Annotated in this window: 15 protein-coding genes; 4 read left to right on the top strand and 11 right to left on the bottom strand. The window is 69.5% G+C overall.

Annotation, left to right across the window (positions count from 1 at the left end; translation table 11 throughout):
- Positions 1–6: 6 nt before the first annotated feature.
- From ACFYRU_RS27540 to ACFYRU_RS27520, 5 genes are read right to left on the bottom strand one after another with little or no spacing between them, the layout of a single operon-like run.
- Positions 7–1,071, bottom strand: a complete 1,065-nt coding sequence (locus tag ACFYRU_RS27540) for an NAD(+)/NADH kinase (protein WP_387663578.1) — start codon at positions 1,069–1,071, stop codon at positions 7–9.
- 20 nt (positions 1,072–1,091) lie between these two features.
- Positions 1,092–2,141, bottom strand: a complete 1,050-nt coding sequence (locus ACFYRU_RS27535) for a hemolysin family protein (protein ID WP_387663576.1) — start codon at positions 2,139–2,141, stop codon at positions 1,092–1,094.
- A complete protein-coding gene (locus ACFYRU_RS27530) occupies positions 2,138–3,475 on the bottom strand; it encodes a hemolysin family protein (RefSeq protein ID WP_387663574.1) in 1,338 nt (445 codons plus the stop codon). The genes ACFYRU_RS27535 and ACFYRU_RS27530 overlap by 4 nt, the downstream gene beginning before the upstream one ends.
- 9 nt (positions 3,476–3,484) lie before the next feature.
- Positions 3,485–4,282 (bottom strand): siderophore-interacting protein, encoded by a 798-nt coding sequence (locus ACFYRU_RS27525; protein WP_387663572.1) that lies wholly within the window; start codon positions 4,280–4,282, stop codon positions 3,485–3,487.
- 56 nt (positions 4,283–4,338) lie between these two features.
- The gene (locus tag ACFYRU_RS27520; protein ID WP_387663570.1) at positions 4,339–5,166 is read right to left on the bottom strand and encodes an SDR family NAD(P)-dependent oxidoreductase; all 828 of its coding nucleotides are present in this window, start codon (positions 5,164–5,166) and stop codon (positions 4,339–4,341) included.
- Positions 5,167–5,237: 71 nt separating this feature from the next.
- On the opposite strand from ACFYRU_RS27520, the gene ACFYRU_RS27515 reads away from it, so the two are divergent.
- Positions 5,238–6,152 (top strand): LysR family transcriptional regulator, encoded by a 915-nt coding sequence (locus ACFYRU_RS27515; RefSeq protein WP_387663568.1) that lies wholly within the window; start codon positions 5,238–5,240, stop codon positions 6,150–6,152.
- Between the two features lie 6 nt (positions 6,153–6,158).
- On the opposite strand, the gene ACFYRU_RS27510 is transcribed toward ACFYRU_RS27515, so the two are convergent.
- Positions 6,159–6,431, bottom strand: coding sequence for a twin-arginine translocase TatA/TatE family subunit (locus tag ACFYRU_RS27510; RefSeq protein ID WP_387663566.1), 273 nt, complete (start codon positions 6,429–6,431; stop codon positions 6,159–6,161).
- 68 nt (positions 6,432–6,499) lie between these two features.
- Here ACFYRU_RS27510 and ACFYRU_RS27505 point away from each other — a divergent pair, with 68 nt between their 5' ends.
- Both ACFYRU_RS27505 and ACFYRU_RS27500 read left to right on the top strand, forming a co-directional pair.
- Positions 6,500–7,177, top strand: a complete 678-nt coding sequence (locus ACFYRU_RS27505; RefSeq protein ID WP_387663564.1) for a TIGR03089 family protein — start codon at positions 6,500–6,502, stop codon at positions 7,175–7,177.
- Positions 7,178–7,192: 15 nt separating this feature from the next.
- Positions 7,193–7,981, top strand: a complete 789-nt coding sequence (locus tag ACFYRU_RS27500; protein ID WP_387663562.1) for an SDR family NAD(P)-dependent oxidoreductase — start codon at positions 7,193–7,195, stop codon at positions 7,979–7,981.
- On the opposite strand, the gene ACFYRU_RS27495 is transcribed toward ACFYRU_RS27500, so the two are convergent.
- From ACFYRU_RS27495 to ACFYRU_RS27475, 5 genes are all read right to left on the bottom strand, one after another.
- The gene (locus ACFYRU_RS27495; RefSeq protein WP_387663560.1) at positions 7,956–11,195 is read right to left on the bottom strand and encodes an AAA family ATPase; all 3,240 of its coding nucleotides are present in this window, start codon (positions 11,193–11,195) and stop codon (positions 7,956–7,958) included. The genes ACFYRU_RS27500 and ACFYRU_RS27495 overlap by 26 nt on opposite strands.
- A 17-nt stretch (positions 11,196–11,212) precedes the next feature.
- Positions 11,213–11,632, bottom strand: a complete 420-nt coding sequence (locus ACFYRU_RS27490; protein WP_387663558.1) for a Crp/Fnr family transcriptional regulator — start codon at positions 11,630–11,632, stop codon at positions 11,213–11,215.
- Between the two features lie 78 nt (positions 11,633–11,710).
- The gene (gene galE, locus ACFYRU_RS27485) at positions 11,711–12,664 is read right to left on the bottom strand and encodes a UDP-glucose 4-epimerase GalE (RefSeq protein WP_387663556.1); all 954 of its coding nucleotides are present in this window, start codon (positions 12,662–12,664) and stop codon (positions 11,711–11,713) included.
- 68 nt (positions 12,665–12,732) lie between these two features.
- Complete coding sequence (locus ACFYRU_RS27480; RefSeq protein WP_387663554.1) at positions 12,733–14,802, bottom strand: spermidine synthase; 2,070 nt, start codon at positions 14,800–14,802, stop codon at positions 12,733–12,735.
- A 90-nt stretch (positions 14,803–14,892) separates the two neighbouring features.
- Complete coding sequence (locus ACFYRU_RS27475) at positions 14,893–15,723, bottom strand: serine protease (protein ID WP_387663553.1); 831 nt, start codon at positions 15,721–15,723, stop codon at positions 14,893–14,895.
- 111 nt (positions 15,724–15,834) lie between these two features.
- Here ACFYRU_RS27475 and ACFYRU_RS27470 point away from each other — a divergent pair, with 111 nt between their 5' ends.
- A complete protein-coding gene (locus ACFYRU_RS27470) occupies positions 15,835–17,469 on the top strand; it encodes an LCP family protein (RefSeq protein ID WP_387663551.1) in 1,635 nt (544 codons plus the stop codon).
- Position 17,470 lies beyond the last annotated feature (1 nt).

Here is a 17,470-nt window from a genome sequence, read left to right as displayed (position 1 = left end):
CAGACCCTACCGGTCGTCGCGAGACGGCAGCCGCAAGTGCTGAAGGTCCGGTGGGACGGGCGTATCCGAGGGCTGCCAGAACAGTTCGGCCTCGCCGTCCAGTGCGGTCGCCGGTGCGTCGGTGAGCCGGAAGCGGTCGCGCAACCGCCCGTAGAAGTCGGTCGGCCGAAGGCGTACCAGCCGCAGCCGCTGCGGCGACCCGTACACCCCGATCCAGTCGCCCGGATCGAGTACGCCACGCAGCTGACCGTCGATGCTGACCGCCGCCTGCCCCGAATGCGGCAGCACCCGCAGCGCGATCGGCTCGTCCGGTGCGGCGACGACCGTCCGGTTGAACGTCATGTGCGGCGCGACCGGGGTGAACACGATCGCCTCGGTGGTCGGCGACAGGATCGGCCCGCCCGCCGCGAAGCTGTACGCCGTCGACCCTGTCGGAGTCGCGACGATCACGGCGTCGGCCGAGTACGACGCGAGCAACCGGCCGGACAGGTACACGCCCAACGCGACCTGGTGATCCCGCGCGAGCTTCTCGACCACGACGTCGTTCAACGCGGTCACGTCGAGCGCCATCCCCCACCCGTCACCCTCGGCCACCTCGTGCCGCACCGGCGGTGGCGGTAGCGCGGGCCCGTGCCCGTATCGCAGCAGCGACTCGATCCCGGCCGGGATCTCCAACGGCCGCGACGCCCGCATCGTCAGCGTCATCCGTTCCTCGTACGTCGCTCCGCCGTGATGGACGGCCTCGAGCGCGGCCTCGACGTCCTTGCAGGCGACCTCGGTCAGGAACCCGACCTTGCCGAGGTCGACGCCCAGTACGGCGGCGTTGTTCTTCGCCGCGATCCGGGCGCCGCGCAGGAACGTACCGTCGCCGCCGAGCGTGACGACCAGGTCCGGGTCACCCGCATGATGCAGCTCGTCGGTACCGGTCCGGCGTTCCTGGTGGTCCTTCCAGACGTCGATGTCCGTACAGCCGATGCCGTGCGCGGTCGCCCAGCGCCGTACCGTCCCGGCGGTCTCGACCGCCGTCGGACGACCCTGGTGAACCACCAACCCAAGCCGTGAAATCGCCACACGCACACCATAGCCAGGCGCTAGTCGGCGGCCCTGACGATCGGGTCGGTCTCGTCGTCGAACTCGCCGATCACCTCTTCGAGCAGGTCCTCGAGCGCGACCACGCCGATCGCCTGCTCGCCGCCGCAGACGACCGCGAGCTGGGAGCGTTCCTCCCGCATGGTCCGGATCGCCTTCGCCACCGGGGTGTTCTCGCCGAGTTCGAGCGCGGTCATCATCAGGTCGGCCGCGCGGCTCGTGGTGTCACCCGCGGTCGTCGCGCGGGCCGCGTCGCGGACGTGCACGATGCCGCAGATCGACGTATCGGAGACAACGGCCAAGCGGGAGTGGCCCTCGCGCCGGCTGGTCAGCTCGACCTCGCGGGCCGAGGCGGTCGACGCGACCGTGGACAGCTCGGCGATCGGCGTCATCACCTGCCCGACGGTGGTGTTCTGCAACGCCAGCATCGCGGTCAGCAGTTCGTGTTCGGGCTCCTCGAGTGTCCCGTGCTCACGCGAGGACTCGATCAGCAGCCGCAGCTCGTCCGGCCCGTGTGCGTTGGCGATCTCGTTCTGCGGGGTCACGCCGATCAGCCGGACGCAGAGGTTCGCGATCCAGTTCAGGACGCTCAGCAGCGGACGGAACACGTACGTGAACCCGCGGAACGGCAGCGCGAGGATCAGCGCGGACCGCTCCGGGTTGCTGATCGCCCACGACTTCGGCGCCATCTCGCCGAGCAGGACGTGCAGCAGGCCGATACCGCCGACCGCGAGGATCAGCGCGATCACATGCCCGACGCCCTCCGGGATGTGGGCCAGCTCGAACAGCGGATGCAGCAGGTGCGCCACCGCCGGCTCACTCAGCGAACCGAGCCCCAGCGTGCACAGCGTGATCCCGAGCTGGGCGCCGGCGAGCATCAGCGACAGCTCGCTGACCCCGGCGATCGCGGCCCGCGCGGACCGGCTGCCGGACGCGGCCGCCTCCTCGAGCCGGTGCCGCTTCGACGCCACCAGCGCGAACTCGGCCGCGACGAAGAACCCGTTCAGCGCCAGCAGTACGGCGGAGATGATCAACGCCCACGTCGTACTCATCGCATCCGCTCCATCACCACGATGCCCGGCACCCGGCGCTCGAGCGTCTGCACCGTCAGCCGTACGTGCTCGGCCGGAATCGGCTTGCCCTCGTGGTCGATCCGCTGCGGCAGCTCGACGACCAGCGTGTCACCGACGTCGGGGATCCGCCCGAGCCGGGCCATCACCAGCCCGGACACGGTCTCGTAGTCGTCGCTGGTCGGCAGCGGTACGCCGGTGGCCCCCTCGACCTCGTCGAGCCGCCATCTGGCCGGCACCACCCACGACCCGTCGCCGCCCTGTACCAGCCGGGTCTCCGGCAGGTCGTCCTCGTCCCGGATCTCGCCGACCAGTTCCTCGGCGATGTCCTCCAGCGACACGATGCCGGCGAAGCCGCCGTACTCGTCGACGACGATCGCGAGCTGGCGGCGCGCGACTCGCAGCCGTTCGAGGACGCCGGGCAGCGGCAGTGTCGTCGGTACGGCGACCGGCGGCGAGGCCAGCGATCCGACCGCGATCGTCGCGCGGTCGGCCGGGTCCAGTTCGACCACGTCGCCGATCGCGACCACGCCGACCACCTCGTCGACCGACTCGCCGACGACCGGGAACCTGCTGTGCCCGGTGTCCTGCAGCTCGACCACGCGGGTCAGCGGCTCGTCGCGGTGCACGGTGACGACGTCGACCCGCGGCACCATCGCCTCGCCGGCCGTACGGCCGCGGAAGTCCAGGCCGCGGTCCAGCAGCCGCATGGTGTCCTCGTCCAGCAGGCCCTGTTCGTACGAGGTTTCGATGATCCGGTCGAGCTCCTGCGGGGTCGCGCCCTGCGGCAGCTCCTCGACCGGCTCGATGCCGACCCGGCGGAGGATCCGGTTCGACGCCGAGTCGAACAGGTGGATCACCGGTCCGGCCAGGGTCAGGTACATCAGCGTGGACCGGGACAGCCGCAGCGCGATCGCCTCGGCGCGGGCGATCGCTAGGTTCTTCGGGGCCAGTTCGCCGAGCACCATCTGGATGATCGTTGCCAACAGCAACGCCAGGATCACCGAGATCGACAGGCCGACACTCTGCGGTACGCCGGCCGCGCCGAGCAGGTGCTCGAGGCCTTCGCCCAGGTACGGCTCGGCGAAGTACCCGGCGAGCAGCGCGGTGATCGTGATGCCGACCTGCGCGCCGGACAGCATGAACGACAGCCGCTCGGTGACCTTCAGCGCCCGCGCGGCCGCCGCGTCACCGTCCTCGGCGAGCGTCCTCAGACGGCTCCGGTCGACGGCGACGTACGCGAACTCCTGGGACACGAAGTAGCCGGTGGCAACGGTCAGCACCAGGATCAGGCCCAGGCCGGCCAGGATCAGCATGTCAGAACCCTATGAGAACTCGGGCGCCTGCACGACCGCGGGGTCGGCAGTCCAGTACGGGGCGGTGTGCAGGTCGTCGCGATGTACGCCGAGGTCGTCGACGAGGTACGACCGGATCGACCGCACCACGCCCGCCTCGGCCGCACACCACGCCTGCAGGCGCCCGGGCGGCCGTACGAACGTCCGTACGGTCTGCTCCAGCGCGGTGAGCGGCTGCGCGTGGATCCACTGGACGTCGCCCTTCACCAGGGAGCGTTCGGCCGGCGACTCGGCCTGCAGGTAAACGGTCGACGGTACGTCGAGACTCTCGACGATGCTCGCGATCGCCGGGAGGGACGTGGAATCGCCGATCAGCAGGTGATGGTCGACGTCGCCGGCGTGGAACTCGCGGCGCATGCCGAGCAGTACGAGGGTGTCGCCGGGGCGGGTGTTGCCGAGCCAGGTGATCGCGGGGCTGTCGCCGTGCAGTACGACATCGAACGCGAGCCGGCGGGTGCCGGGGTCGAACGTACGGACGGTGAATTCGCGGGTCAGCGGGGTCGGGCGATCCTCCGGCCAGACCGGGGCGCCGGATGGGCCGACCTTCGGCATCCGGACACTGCCGAAGCCGTCCGGCGGGATCATCAGCTTGAACGCGTCCGCCGGACGGATCGTGCGGTACGCCGCCAGCCCGTCTCCTTGCACCGTGACCCGCGTGAACCCCGGGGTCAGCGATTCGATCCCCTCGACGCGTACCGGGCAGGTCAACCGCGAGTCCCCGGACCGAGTCAGCCGCCCGATCTCTGCACGTATCGTCGAGCCCCTCACGAAAATTAGGCTAACCTAACCGCCTCGGCCGGACGGGGGCGTTCCCGAGGGGTGGACTACCGTGCGGCCGTCGGCTTCCACGCGACGATCCGGCCGTCGCGGATCAGTTCGCCGTACAGCTCCGGGGCGACGTGATCGGCGAGGGTCAGGTCGGCGATCGGCCGGACCGCCTCGGCCGGGGACTTCGCCTGGCTGAAGTCGTCGAACCACGGCCGCGAGGCGCGGGTGTCCACCAGCCCGGGGCAGACCGAGGCGACCAGCGTGCCGTTCGCGAGGTCCGTCGTACGGCGCTCGGCCGCGACCGCGCGGACCGCCGCCACCTGCGCGACCTTCGACGGCAGGTTGATCCACTCCGGCCAGCCGGCAGCGGCCGCCGTACCGTCGTGCACCGCCGTACGCCATTCCTCCACGACCTTCTCGACGTCGTCCAGCGAGGCCCCGTCGAAGCGCCCCCACAAGCCCTCGGGCAACTGCGCCAACGTCCCCAGCGAACTGGCCACCACAATCAACCGCCCACCCGGCCGCAGAACCGGCCCGAACGCCCGCAACATGTACTGCGCGCCAAGATTCGCCACATCCACAAACCCATCCACCTGCTCCCCCGCCGCCTTCCCCGGCTCCAACGGCCCCACAGCGTTGGACACCACAATGTCCACACCCCCCAGCTCACCCGCCAACCGCCACACAGCTTCCGCGTCGGTGACATCCAGCACCCGCCCCTCAACCCGAGCCCTTCCACCGACCTGAGCTACTGCGGCGGCGACTCGTTCGGGGTTTCGTCCGGTGAGGAGTACGAGGTCTTCGGGGTTCATGCGGTTGGCGAGTTCTTCTACTAAGGCGTAGCCGATGCCTTGGTTGGCTCCGGTGATCAGTGCGGTTCTCATGGGGCCCAACGTAGGTCCGGTGGAGGTATGACTCCAACGAAAGTTGAGCACACGTGGTATGCGTAGATGTCATGGACTTCACCGACGTCTCGCTGGTTGCGTTGCGGGTGTTCCGGGAGGTGGCGGAGCGCGGTACGTTCACCGCCGCGGCGTCCGCTCTCGGGTACACGCAGTCCGCGGTCTCCCGGCAGATCGCGACGCTCGAACGTGCGGCCGGCGGCCGGCTGCTGGAGCGGCGGCGGGAAGGGGTGGAGCTGACCGCATCCGGTCAGGTCGTCCTGCGGAACGCCGCCGGCATCCTCGATCAGCTCGACGCGACGGCGCGCGAACTCGCCGGGCTGCCGGCCGCGGGCGGGACCGTACGGCTCGGCTGGTTCCCGAGTGCCGGCGCGGTTTTGTTGCCGCGGGCAAGCAGCGCGGTACGGCGTACGCATCCGGCCGTCACCGTGACCACCCGCGAAGGTTCCACGCCCGCGCTGGTGCGGGCGCTCCGGGCCGGGACGATCGATCTGGCGCTGATCGCGTCGGCGCCACCGTTCCGGCCGCCGGACGCGGAGACGCCGGCGCTCAAACTGGAGACGCTGGCCGAGCGGAGCCTGCGGCTGGCGGTGCCGGCCGGTCATCCGCTGGCGGCGTACGACTCGGTGCGGGTCGCCGACCTGCACGGTCAGCGCTGGATCGCGGGACCTGCCTCGAGCAACGAGCTGTGGATGGGCGTGTGGCCAGGGCTGGACGAACGGCCGGTGGTCGCGCATACGGTCCGCGACTGGTTCGCCAAACTCCAACTGGTCGCAGCCGGCGCGGGCATCACCACAATCTCCGCGTCGATGTCCCCCGCCGTCCCACCCGGCGTCAAAGTCCTCACCGTCGACGGAGGCCCCCAAGAACTCCGCCGCACAATCCTCGCCCGCCTACCCGGTCGACTGCCGGAACCAACAGCAGTAGTAGCCGCGGCGTTACGCGCCGCAGCCACCGAGCTCAACTAGCGCGTACTACTGTCCGGTGTTTTGTGTCGGGTTCTTGTCATCCACAGGTGCCTGCTGAGCCGGCGGCTGCGCCTGGGGCTGTGGCTGTGGGGGCTGGGCCTGGGTTACCTGGGCCGGGGTTTCGTCGTCGTCGCTGTGACGGGCTTTTTCGAATTCCTTCATCGCCTTGGCGGCGTTGCGGGTCAGTTCGGGGAGCTTCTTGGCTCCGAACAGGAGTACGACGATGACGAGGATGACGATCCATTCGCCGCCTTCGGGCAGCGCTAGCTCCGGCACCATGGGTAGCCCTTCTTTCCACTTGTTCCCCCTCCAACGTACGCCCGTCCGCGAACCGTAGGGTGGGCCATATGTCACGAGTCCTGCCCGACCTGTTCGCGGCCGCGGTCCGCCGGGACGGGGCCAAGCCGTTCCTCACCTACTACGACGACGCGACCGGCGAGCGGATCGAGCTGAGCGCGGTCACCACCGCGAACTGGGTGGCCAAGACCGCCAACCTGCTCCAGGACGAGTACGACGCCGAGTCCGGCGACACCGTCGCGATCGGCCTCCCGCCGCACTGGCTCGGCGTGGTCTGGGCACTGTCCACCTGGTCGGCCGGCGCCGCGCTGACCAGCGGTACCGGGACGATTGCGATCACCGGCCCGGACTTCGCGATCCGCGGCGAACGCGAGACCGTCGCGTCCGCACTCCTCCCGCTCGGCGGCCGGTTCCGCGAGCCGCTGCCGGACGGCGTGCACGACTACGGTGCCGAGGTCTACAACCACCCCGACGTCTTCTCCCCCTACGACGCGCCGACGCCCACCTCCCCGGCGTACGACGAACTCACCCACGAGCAGCTCATCGCTACGGCGGAGCTCGTCACCGACCGCGTCCTCGTCACCCGGACGCTCACCGATCGAGACGGTCTGGGCCTGCTGGTCGGCGTGATCTCGGGAGGTGGTTCGATCGTGCTCTGCCGCAACCTGGACGCCGCGAAGCTGGAGCGCCGGGTCGCGGACGAGAAGGTCGACCGAATACTCGACTGAACAAACGGAGGGGTAGTGCGACGGTTCGAGGGCAAGGTAGCGCTGGTCACGGCGGCGGCGCAGGGTATCGGTTCGGCGGTCGCGCGGCGGCTGGCGGACGAGGGCGCCGCGGTGGTGGTGACCGACCTGCAGGAGGACAAGCTCGCCGAGGTCGCGAAGGAGATCGGCGAGCAGGCGTTGCCGGTACGCGTCGACGTGACGAACCGCGACGACGTGGACGCGGCGGTCGCGGCTGCTGTGGAGCGTTTCGGCCGCCTCGACGTCGTGGTGAACAACGCGGGCGGCTGCATCGTCCGTACGGTCCCGGAGGACGCGACCGCCGAGGAGTTCCACGCGCAGCTGGACCTGACGCTGGTCGGCGCTTCGCGCTGCATCCAGGCCGCGCTCCCACAGCTGGTGAAGAACCGGGGCAATGTGGTCACGATCAGCTCGGTGAACGGTCTCGCCGCGTTCGGCAACATCGAGTACGCCGCCGCCAAGGCCGGGCAGATCGCGCTGACGGTGAACTACGCCGCGCGGTACGGGGAGCTCGGCGTCCGGTTCAATGTCGTTGCCCCCGGCACCATTCGGACACCGAACTGGGACAGTCAGCCGGACACGCTGGAGCGCTTCAGCAAGATGTACCCGCTGGGTCGCGTCGGCGAGCCGGAGGACATCGCGGCCGCTGTCGCCTTCCTGGCCTCCGACGACGCGTCCTGGATCACCGGCCACACTCTCCCGGTGGAAGGTGGGGTCCTGACCGGCCCCGGCAGTATGAACCTGGGCCCGTCCGGCTTCTTCAAGAAGGAGTACCCCGGGTCCTGAACAGCTGCTCGGCCCGCACCAGCGCCTCCGGATCACCGGTCGTGCGATGCAGGCCGCGCAGGGCGTGGGCCTGTTCCAGTTTGTTGCCGAAGGCACCCCAGTCCGCCGCCGCCCGGGCGAACCCGGCGGCCGCGGTCTCGAGGTCGCCCCGGTGCTCGGCGAGGAGCGCCCGCGCCGTGCCGACCGAGTACTCACGCAGTGGCAGCACCGGCTCCACCAGGTCCGCGAGGGCGGCGGCAGGCTCGGCGTGTCCGGCGAGCAGCGCCGCCCGGACCAGCGCCGGCAGCCTGGCCTCGAACTCGAGGCTGCCCCGCAGGTCGGTCAGCGCGCCCAGTCGCTGAAGGATCTCCAGTACGCCGCTCCGATCGCCGCGACGGGCTCGCGCGGTCGCCGCGGGCGAGCCGGCAACGACGATCAGATCCGGCCACCCGACATCAACCGCCAACCGATAAGCCTCCTCGGCCCACTCACCGGCCCCCGGCACGTCCGCCTCCGCGGCGTACTCCGGACTCATGGACTCGAGTTCGGCGACGGCCAGGGCGGCGAGGACCTCGATTCGGCGGAGGGTGGTGAAGGCGGGGCCGGGGTCGTCCAGCTGGGCTCGGCATGCCGCGGCGGCGTCGGCCGGTCGGCCGATCTCGATCGTCAGTTGCAGCACGGTGCAGCTGATCTGCTGCTCCAGCTCGACCAAACGGCGCCGGACGGCGAACTCGCGAGCGGTGGCCAGCTCACCTTCCGCGACCACCGGCCCCTCGATCTGCCACAGCACCCAGCCGTAGTTCAGCCAGATCACCGCCGTGTCCCGCCCGCGGCCGAGGTCGAGCAGGGCGGACAACGCCTCCTTCACATCGACCAGCCCGCCGGTGTCACCCTGACTGATCCGGGCCAGCCCGCGGGCCTCCAGCGCCCGGTGCGGTGCGGCGTACCCGTGCTCGGCGGCCATCCGCAGCGCCCGGTCCGCGGCGACGATCGAGTCGGCCCGCCGGCTCGCCATCAGCAGCAGGCTCGCCTGCCCGGACAGCAGTTGCACCAGGTCCTCGCTCGGCCCGAGCTCTTCCAGCATCGCGACCGCCCGGTCGACGGTCGCCAGGCTCTCCGCCATGTTGCTCATCGCGTACGTCGACGCACGCAACGCGAGGGCCAACCCGTGCCGGTCGCCGGACGCCTCGAAGCCCGCAACGGCCTCGCGGTACGCGGCGCGCGCGTCGTCGAGCCGGCCGGCCACGAACGCCGCCCAGCCCCAGCGGGTCAGCACCACGGGACGCTCCGGATCCCCTTCCGGCGTCAGGGCCAACGTACGGTCGAGCAGCGCCATCGCCTGGCTGGTGTCGAGGTTCATGGCCTGCTCGGCGGCCATCAGCAGGTACTTGCGTGCCCGAGGCGTGATCGACGCCACCGCCGCCGTGTCACCGAGCGCCGCGGCCAGGTCGAGCGCGGTGGTCAGGTGGTGGGCGATCAGGTTCGGCGTCTCGGCCTGACAGGCCGCGCAGCGCAGATCCAGCCAGTCGGCGGCGGCCAGGTGCGCCGCCGACCGAGCCGCGCGCGGTAGCTGGCTGTAGGCCACGTCGCGAGTCAGCGCATGCCAGAAGGTGTACTCGTGCTGGCCGAGCATCGACGACTGCCGGACCGGCCGCACGAGCTCCTTGCGAGCCAGCTCCCGCAGCGCCGTGACGACCTCGGAGGGTGCCCCGCCGGTCAGGGCGGCGACCGCTTCGGCCCAGAAGATGCGGCCGATGACCGCGGCGGCGGCGATCAGCGCCTTCTGCTCGGGATCCAGGGTGTCCAACCGAGCCGCGATGATCGCTGCGATCCCGGCGGGCAGCTCACCGGAGGCGGCCTGGTCCGGTCCGCAGTCGATCACGATCCGCGCGAGCTCCTCGGCGTACAGCGGATTGCCGTCCGCACGCCGTACCAGTCGTTGCCGGATCTCGTCCGGTACGTCCAGGCCGCCGAGCCGGCCGGTCAGGACCTCGCCGGTCTCGTCGTCGGCCAACGGGGACAGGCCGATCGTCAGGGAGTTCTGCACGCCGCGGGTCCAGCGGGGGCCGCGTTCGAGCAGCTCGGGCCGGCTGGTGACGAGGACCAGCAGCGGCAGGTCGGTCGTCCAGTCCGCCAGGTGGTCCACGAACGCGAGCAGGGCGTCCGATGCCCAGTGCAGGTCCTCGAACACCAACACGAGCGGTGACTGGTCGGCGATCGACTCGAGCAACTGCCGCCAAGCGCCGAAGGACTCCTCCTGCGTCACCGCACCCGGCTGGGCGGAGCTCTCGGCCCCGACCAGCGGCGCGACCCGCGCCCGCAACCAGGCGCGATCGGTACCGTCCGGCAGGATCGCGTCCAGTTTCGCCGCGGCCTGTGCCGGCGGCTCGGTGTCGAGGATCCCGGCCTGCTCCTTGAAGATCTCCGCCACCGGCGCGAACGGTGCATCGCCGTACGGAAGGCAACGGCCCTCACGCCAGGTGACGGGTTCCGCGTGCCGGTCGAGCCAGGCGCCGAACTCCGCGACCAGCCGGGACTTGCCGATCCCGGGTTCGCCGAGCAGCGTGACGAACTGCGGTACGCGTTCCGCGACCGCCTTCTCGAACGTGGCGCACAGCAGGGTGAGATCGCGCTGCCGGCCGACCAGCGGCGTGCTCAGGTCGCGGATCACATCCGCGCCGAACCGCGCGCGCGGCGGACCGGCCCGCCAGCGCTCCACCGGACGGCTGACGCCCTTCGCGGCCACGGGTTCCAGGGCGTCGTAGCCGAACACACGGCTCGTCGCGTCGTGGGTGCCCGCCCCCACGACGACAGCGCCGATCGGCGCGGACGACTGGAGCCGGGCGGCGAGGTTGACGACCATGCCGGTGACGAACGGTTCACCCAACTCGGGCCGCGCGGTCACCTGGACCAGCGCTTCCCCGGTCTCGATGCCGATCCGGACCTCGAGCGGGCCGTCCGGCATCGCGGCCACCGCGTCGAGGATCGCGAGCCCCGCGCGGACCGCACGTTCGGCGTCGTCCTCCCTGGACCGCGGCGCCCCGAACACGGCCAGGATGGCGTCGCCGGCGAACTTCTCGACCGTTCCGCCGTACCGCTCGACCGTCTGCCGCAGGGTCGAGTGGTACGGCGTCAGCCAACGGCGGACGTCCTCGGGGTCGGCCGACTCCGAGGCCGCGGTGAAACCGACCAGGTCGCAGAACAGCACAGTGACGACCTTGCGCTCCTCGGTCATGGAGCCCCGGCGGGCGGTCAGCTTCCGGACTCGAGCGAGCGGATCCGGGCCGTCAGCGCCTTGAGCAGCGCCTGCGCGACGTCCGGGTTCCCCTTGACGACCGGCGCGAACGCCAGCGCGGACAGCGCGAACGTGGTCAGCCCGTCCGGTCCGGCCACCACGGTCGCGGACCGCGGCAGCCCGTCGATCAACGAGATCTCGCCGAAGTAGTCCCCGACGCCCAGCGCCTCGCGTTCGACGCCGTTGACCTCGACCTCGGCCGAACCCTCCAGTACGACCTGCAGGCCGGCGTCGTTCGCGCCCTGCTCGACCACGTGCTGCCCGGCCGGGACCTTCAAGGTGGTCCCCCGCTCGACCAGATCGGACAGCGTGTCCGCGGACAGTCCGTGGAAGAGGTCGATCTTCGCCAGGAACGTCGGCAGGCTCTCGTGACTCATGGACCGCACCCCTCGATCGGTGCCCGTGGTACGGGCAGCACAATGAACTGCGGCACAGGGTACAGCCGGTGCGCCGATTTAGCTCTTCGGCCAGGCCTCCCACGCCGTGGCGAACATCTCGTCGACGGTGTAGGTGTTCTGCCAGCCGAGGTCGCGGGCGGCCAGGTCGCCGTTCGCGACCACCCGGGACGGGTCGCCGGGCCGGCGGGGGCCTTCGTCCGGGGTGAAGTCGATGCCGGTGACCCGGCGGGCGGCGTCCATGATCTGGCGGACCGACGTACCGGTGCCGCTGCCCAGGTTGTAGACGCGTTCGAGGGTCTTGCCGGACTCGAGCGCGCGGGCGGCCGCGACGTGGGCCCGGGCCAGGTCGGCGACGTGTACGTAGTCCTTCACCGACGTGCCGTCCGGGGTCGGGTGGTCGGTGCCGTAGATCTGCGGGACCTTGCCCTGGGTGAGCAGGTCGCAGACGATCGGGAACAGGTTGTACGGGCTGGCGTCGTACACCGCCGGGTCGCCGGAGCCGACCACGTTGAAGTACCGCAGCGAGGTGTGGTGCAGGTCCGTCGCGGCGGCCTGGTCGCGGAGCAGCCACTCGCCGATCAGCTTCGACTCACCGTACGGCGACTGCGGGTCCGGGGCGGTGTCCTCGGTCACCTCCTCGTCCCGCGGGGTTCCGTACACCCCGGCGCTGGAGGAGAAGACGATGTTGGTCACCGACTTCTCTGCCATTGCCTCGAGCAACGACATCATCGCGGTCACGTTCTGGGTGTACGTGTGCAGCGGCCGTTCCACCGACACCCCGGCGTACTTGAAGCCGGCCAGGTGGACGACGCCCTCGACGCCGTCCAGCGCCTGGCGGACCGCCGCACCGTCCAGCAGATTCGCCCGGACGAACGGCACGCCGTCCGGGACGAACTCCGCCTTCCCGCTCGACAGGTCGTCGATCACGACCACGTCGATCCCGTCGTCGCGGAACGCCCGCACCACATGCGCTCCGATGTACCCAGCACCACCAGTCACGAGCCACGTCATGTCTCAGATCCTGCCATCAGGACCCCGCCGGAACCCCGTGAACGGGCCGAACCTGTACCAACTGCCAGTCAGCTGCCAGTGGATCTCAAGGCGTTGATCTTCGGGCTCAGCAGGAACGCGCCGAGGTACAGCAGCGCGGCGATGATCAGCAGTCCGTGGAACCCGATGATCAGCGCGGCGTACTCGAGACAGCCGCCGAGCATCGCGCCGAGCAGGTTCGCGCCGAACGACGCCGTACCGTCCGCGGTGTCGGTGAACCGCTTCGCGAAGATCACGTTCGCCGCGAAGATCGGCAGGAACGCGATCAGGACAGCGACCAGCGCGCGCAGCCCGACCGGCATCCCGAGCAGCCAGCTGTCCGGGAACACCCATGACAGCGCGAGCCCGCCGAACAGCACCGCGAACATCACCTTCACCGGTGGTGTCTTGAACCGCCTGGTCACTTCGACCGCCGCGAGCACCGCCACCAGCACGCCGGCGAACACGATCGCGTTCACGACCCACGTCGTACCGAACAGCAACGCGAACCCGGTGATGCTCTTGGTCTCCAGCAGCATGAAGCCCGCACCGAGCAGGAACAGGTCCGCGTACGGACGCATCCGCTTGTACGACGCTCCGCCGCCGGCGATGCCGACGCCGACCAGGCCCGCGACCAGGATCAGCCCGAGCGTGACCAGGTACAACGACGGGATCCGGTCGGTGAACAGGTACAGGAACGGGCGGTTGTCGGTCGCGGGCGGCGGGGTGATCTCGCTCGGCCCGGCCCACTCCGACGCACAGGTCTGGTCCTGTTCGGTCAGGCCGACCGTGACGACCGCCTGCTGCAGACCGTCGCCGATCTTGTCGACACACGGCTTGTGCCCGAACGCCTCCTGCGCCGTCGACGCCAACCGGTCGATCAGCCAGGTCTCGCGGTAGTAGTTGTACATCGCGAACGCGCCGCCGGGGTTCAGGTGAGCGCGCGCGGACTCGAAGGCCTGCTTGGTGAACAGGTAGCTCTCCAGCCGCAGCGAGCTCGCACCGTTGACCAGCGTCAGCGAGTCGGGCAGCGCGAGCAGGATCATGTCGTACTTCTTGTCGGTCCGGGACAGGAACGCCCGCCCGTCGTCGATGTGCGACGAGACCCGCGGGTCCTGGTACGGCCGGTCCGGGTTCAGCGCCTTGCCGAGGTCGCGGATCCGCGGATCGATCTCGACCGCGTCGACATGCGTCGCGCCCTTCTTCAGCGCGATCGCGACGTCCGACCCGGAGCCGGCGCCGATGATCAGTACGTTCTTCGGCTGCTTGCCGGCGGTGGCCCGCTCGTACGGGAGGCCGTACTGCGGTTCCCACTGCAGCCGCGCGTCCGCGGGGATCGCCTGCTGGTGCGGTACGCCGTTCACCGTGATGGTGAGCAGCGGGACGCCTTCCCAGCTGTACTGCTTGGTCTTCACCTTGTAGTACGGCGACCAACTGAGGTCCGGCCGGGTCGACTCGTGGAACAGGATCCCGATCATCACGAGCAGCGGCGTCAGTACCAGGGCCGCGCTCACAGCGGTCGCGACGAGCCGCTTGCCCGGCGCGGTGACGGTCCGCGGGATCATCAGCGCCGCGAACACGATCGTGACGATCAGGCCCCACCAGATCGGCGGCGCGCCGAGGAACGACAGCGCGGTGAACGAGACGATCCCGACCAGACTGCCGACCAGGTCGAAGCGGTACGCCGTCAGCCGCGGCAGCTCCGCGAAACACCGGCCGACGAGTTCGGCCGGGCCGGCCAGTACGACCGCGGCCGCGATGAAGATGATCGGCAGGATCACCCAGGTCGGCGGCCCGGTGGTGTTCAGGCTGGTGAAGTAGATGACGCTCGACGAACCGCCCCGGTTGACGGTGACCGGCTTCCAGGCGATCACGAGAACCAGCAGCCCGAGCATGATCGGCGAGTAGTACGGCAGCCGTTTCGCCCGGCCGGACCGGAGGACGCCGATCCCGATGCCGAGGAACGACCCGAGCAGGACGAAGTTCGAGAAGTAGCTGAGGTGGACGACGTTCGAGCCGGTCCAGCGGATCAGCGCGAGCTCGGTGAAGAGCATCAGCGCGCTGGACGCGACCAGCCGCGTCCGTACTCCGAACGGGCTCGGCCAACTGGTCGTGGGCACGCGGTCAGTAGCTGAGTCGACTGCCATGCGGGGCGACGTTACAGGATTTGGGAGTGGTGTGCGTCACCCCGCACAGATGTTCACCGAGCGTCAACGACGCCGGGTCGGCTTGGGCAGTTCACAACCGGACTTGTTCAGGTCGATGGTGCGACTGGCGGTCAGGCAGGTGTAGAGCCACCAAGTCTGTTCGCCGTACGCGGCGCCCTGGTCGACCGTGACGTTGCCGTTCGCGTCGACCTCGCACGGGTTGTTCACCGTGCATTGCTCGCCGTCTTCGTTGCCGGTGTTGTTGATGCCGATCATCTCGCCGGTGGACGTGCTGACGACGGGCGATCCTGACGTACCGCCGATCGTCTCGCAGCCGGGCTGCTGGTACTTGATCGAGTCCTGCCAGGTCCAGTCGCCCTCGCGGAGCTGCGGGATGGTGGCCTGCACCGAGCAGGTGTAGATCCGCTTCCAGTACCCGGAGACGACGGCCATGCCGGCGCCGTCGGCGGGGCCCTGCTTGGCGAGCGTCAGCGGGTTGACGTGCAGGCGGCTCTTGATCGACGCGTAGGTCTCGTTCACCTCGTACACGATCAGGTCGGTCTTGGTCATCGTGCCGAACAGGATCTTGTCGGCGCGGACCGTACCGGCGCGGCTCGAGTCCGGGTTCAGCAGCGTGATCGAACGGGTCGAGGACTTGTTCACCAGGACCTGGCCGGGCTGCAGGAACCCGCCTTCGTAGCAGTGGCCGTTGGTGAGTACGAGGGCCTTGTCCGTGTCGACGGATTCGGCGTACCGGACAAGGGAGGCGGAGCAGTTGCTCAGCGCGGCGATCCCGGTGAAGTCGGCGCCAGGGGCCGCTTGGGCCGCGCTGGTGCCGAGCAGGGTGGTGGTCGCGACCGCGGTCACGGCCAGGACTGTGCGGAACATTTTCATGGGGGCGGTTTCCTCACTGTTTGTACTTGAAACACTTCGTAACGCATCCATCGCTCGTGGACCATCACAGCTGCATGAAGCAGGGTGGGAGCACGGGTTTTCCTGCGCTGTGTGAGGAGGCTGCTACTCTTCGTCTCCGGATCCGCCCGGGTGCGAACCATCGCTGCCACCGGCACGTCGTACAAGGTGATGACAAGCAACCAGGTACGGTCGGGAACAGACCGCCCGAGTGGAGAACGGAAGGACGTCATGCCGCAGGAGAAGCCAGACCTGCGCAACCTCCGCGAACCGGTCCGGTTCAAGCGGGCGCTGACACTGCTGTTGATGACGCTGATCCTGCCCGGATCGGCGCAGATCGTCGCGGGCAGCCGGAAAGCCGGCCGCTGGGCCTGGCGGGTGGTCGCCGGACTGATCGCGATCATCGTGTTCCTGATCGTCCTGGGCCTGATCTGGCGCTCGGGCACGATCAACTTCCTGGCCCAGCCGAGGACGCTGCGGCTGGTACAGATCCTGCTGATCCTGCTCGCGGTCGGCTGGGCGGCACTGTTCGTGGACGCGTACCGGATCAGCCAGCCGCTGATGCTCGAGCGCAACCACCGGCTGATCACCAGCGTCCTCGACGGCGTGCTGATCTTCGTCGTGGTCGGTGCCCTCGTCTACGCGAGTGTGATCGTGAACACCCAGCGCGACTTCGTCGCCAGCGTGTTCGGCCACGGCACCAAGTCCGAGGCCGACAAGGGCCGCTACAACGTGCTGCTGATGGGCGGCGACTCCGGCGCGGACCGGGTCGGCACCCGCCCGGACAGCATGACGGTGGCCAGCGTCGACGCGAACACCGGCCGTACCGTCCTGATCGGCCTCCCGCGGAACCTCGCGAAGGTGCCGTTCCCCGCCGGTACGGCGATGGCGAAGCAGTTCCCGGACGGGTTCAAGTGGAAGGACTGCGGCGCGCAGTGCCTGCTGAACGCCGTCTACACGTACGCCGTCGGCCACAAGAGCCTGTTCCCCGGCGACCCGAACCCCGGTGAGACCGCGACCACGCAGGCGATCGAGGCGGTCACCGGGCTGAAGATCAACTACTACGTACTGATCGACCTGGCCGGCTTCCGCGACCTGCTGAACGCGGTCGGCGGGATCACCCTGGACATCGGCAAACGGGTCCCGATCGGCGGCGAGTCGACCCCGATCAAGGGCTACATCGAGCCGGGCAAGAACGTCCACCTGGACGGCTACCACGCGCTCTGGTTCGCCCGCTCCCGGGCCGAGTCGTCGGACTACGACCGGATGGCGCGGCAGAAGTGCGTGATGGCCGCGATGCTGAACCAGCTCTCGCCCTCGGTCGTGTTGACCAAGTTCCAGAAGATCGCCTCGGCCAGTAAAGAGGTGGTCAAGACCAGCATCCCGGCGGGCGAACTCGGCACCTTCACCGACCTCGCGCTGGACGCGAAGAAGCTCCCGGTGTCAAGCTTCTCCGCGGTCCCGCCGTTGATCAAGACCAGCGATCCCGACTTCGCGCTGATCAAGACCAAGGTCGCGGAGGCGATCGCGAAGTCCGAATCGCTGGACAAGGACGGCTCAGGAGGAGACGGTAAGACCTCGAACACTCCGCGTAGTACCGCTACCACTACTCCGAGCCACACGAGTACCAAGAAGCCGAGCAAACAGAATCCATCTTCCGGGGCGACAAGCTCACCGACTACACCCGCCGCCGGCGTCGACGACGTCGCATCGATCTGTAAGGCCTGAC

The sequence above is a fragment of the Kribbella sp. NPDC004536 genome (assembly GCF_042873835.1).
Lineage (GTDB): Bacteria > Actinomycetota > Actinomycetes > Propionibacteriales > Kribbellaceae > Kribbella.
Note: the sequence above shows the minus strand (reverse complement) of the source record. Positions and strands in the feature narration are given on the sequence as shown.

Excerpts from the sequence above, each read along its gene's own strand:
- ACFYRU_RS27535 (WP_387663576.1), bottom strand. The coding sequence starts at position 2,141 with ATGAGTACGACGTGGGCGTTGATCATCTCCGCCGTACTGCTGGCGCTG.
- ACFYRU_RS27530 (WP_387663574.1), bottom strand. The coding sequence starts at position 3,475 with ATGCTGATCCTGGCCGGCCTGGGCCTGATCCTGGTGCTGACCGTTGCC.
- ACFYRU_RS27495 (WP_387663560.1), bottom strand. The coding sequence starts at position 11,195 with ATGACCGAGGAGCGCAAGGTCGTCACTGTGCTGTTCTGCGACCTGGTC.
- ACFYRU_RS27505 (WP_387663564.1), top strand. The coding sequence starts at position 6,500 with ATGTCACGAGTCCTGCCCGACCTGTTCGCGGCCGCGGTCCGCCGGGAC.
- ACFYRU_RS27520 (WP_387663570.1), bottom strand. The coding sequence starts at position 5,166 with ATGAGAACCGCACTGATCACCGGAGCCAACCAAGGCATCGGCTACGCC.
- ACFYRU_RS27490 (WP_387663558.1), bottom strand. The coding sequence starts at position 11,632 with ATGAGTCACGAGAGCCTGCCGACGTTCCTGGCGAAGATCGACCTCTTC.
- ACFYRU_RS27510 (WP_387663566.1), bottom strand. The coding sequence starts at position 6,431 with ATGGTGCCGGAGCTAGCGCTGCCCGAAGGCGGCGAATGGATCGTCATC.
- ACFYRU_RS27475 (WP_387663553.1), bottom strand. The coding sequence starts at position 15,723 with ATGAAAATGTTCCGCACAGTCCTGGCCGTGACCGCGGTCGCGACCACC.
- galE (WP_387663556.1), bottom strand. The coding sequence starts at position 12,664 with ATGACGTGGCTCGTGACTGGTGGTGCTGGGTACATCGGAGCGCATGTG.
- ACFYRU_RS27515 (WP_387663568.1), top strand. The coding sequence starts at position 5,238 with ATGGACTTCACCGACGTCTCGCTGGTTGCGTTGCGGGTGTTCCGGGAG.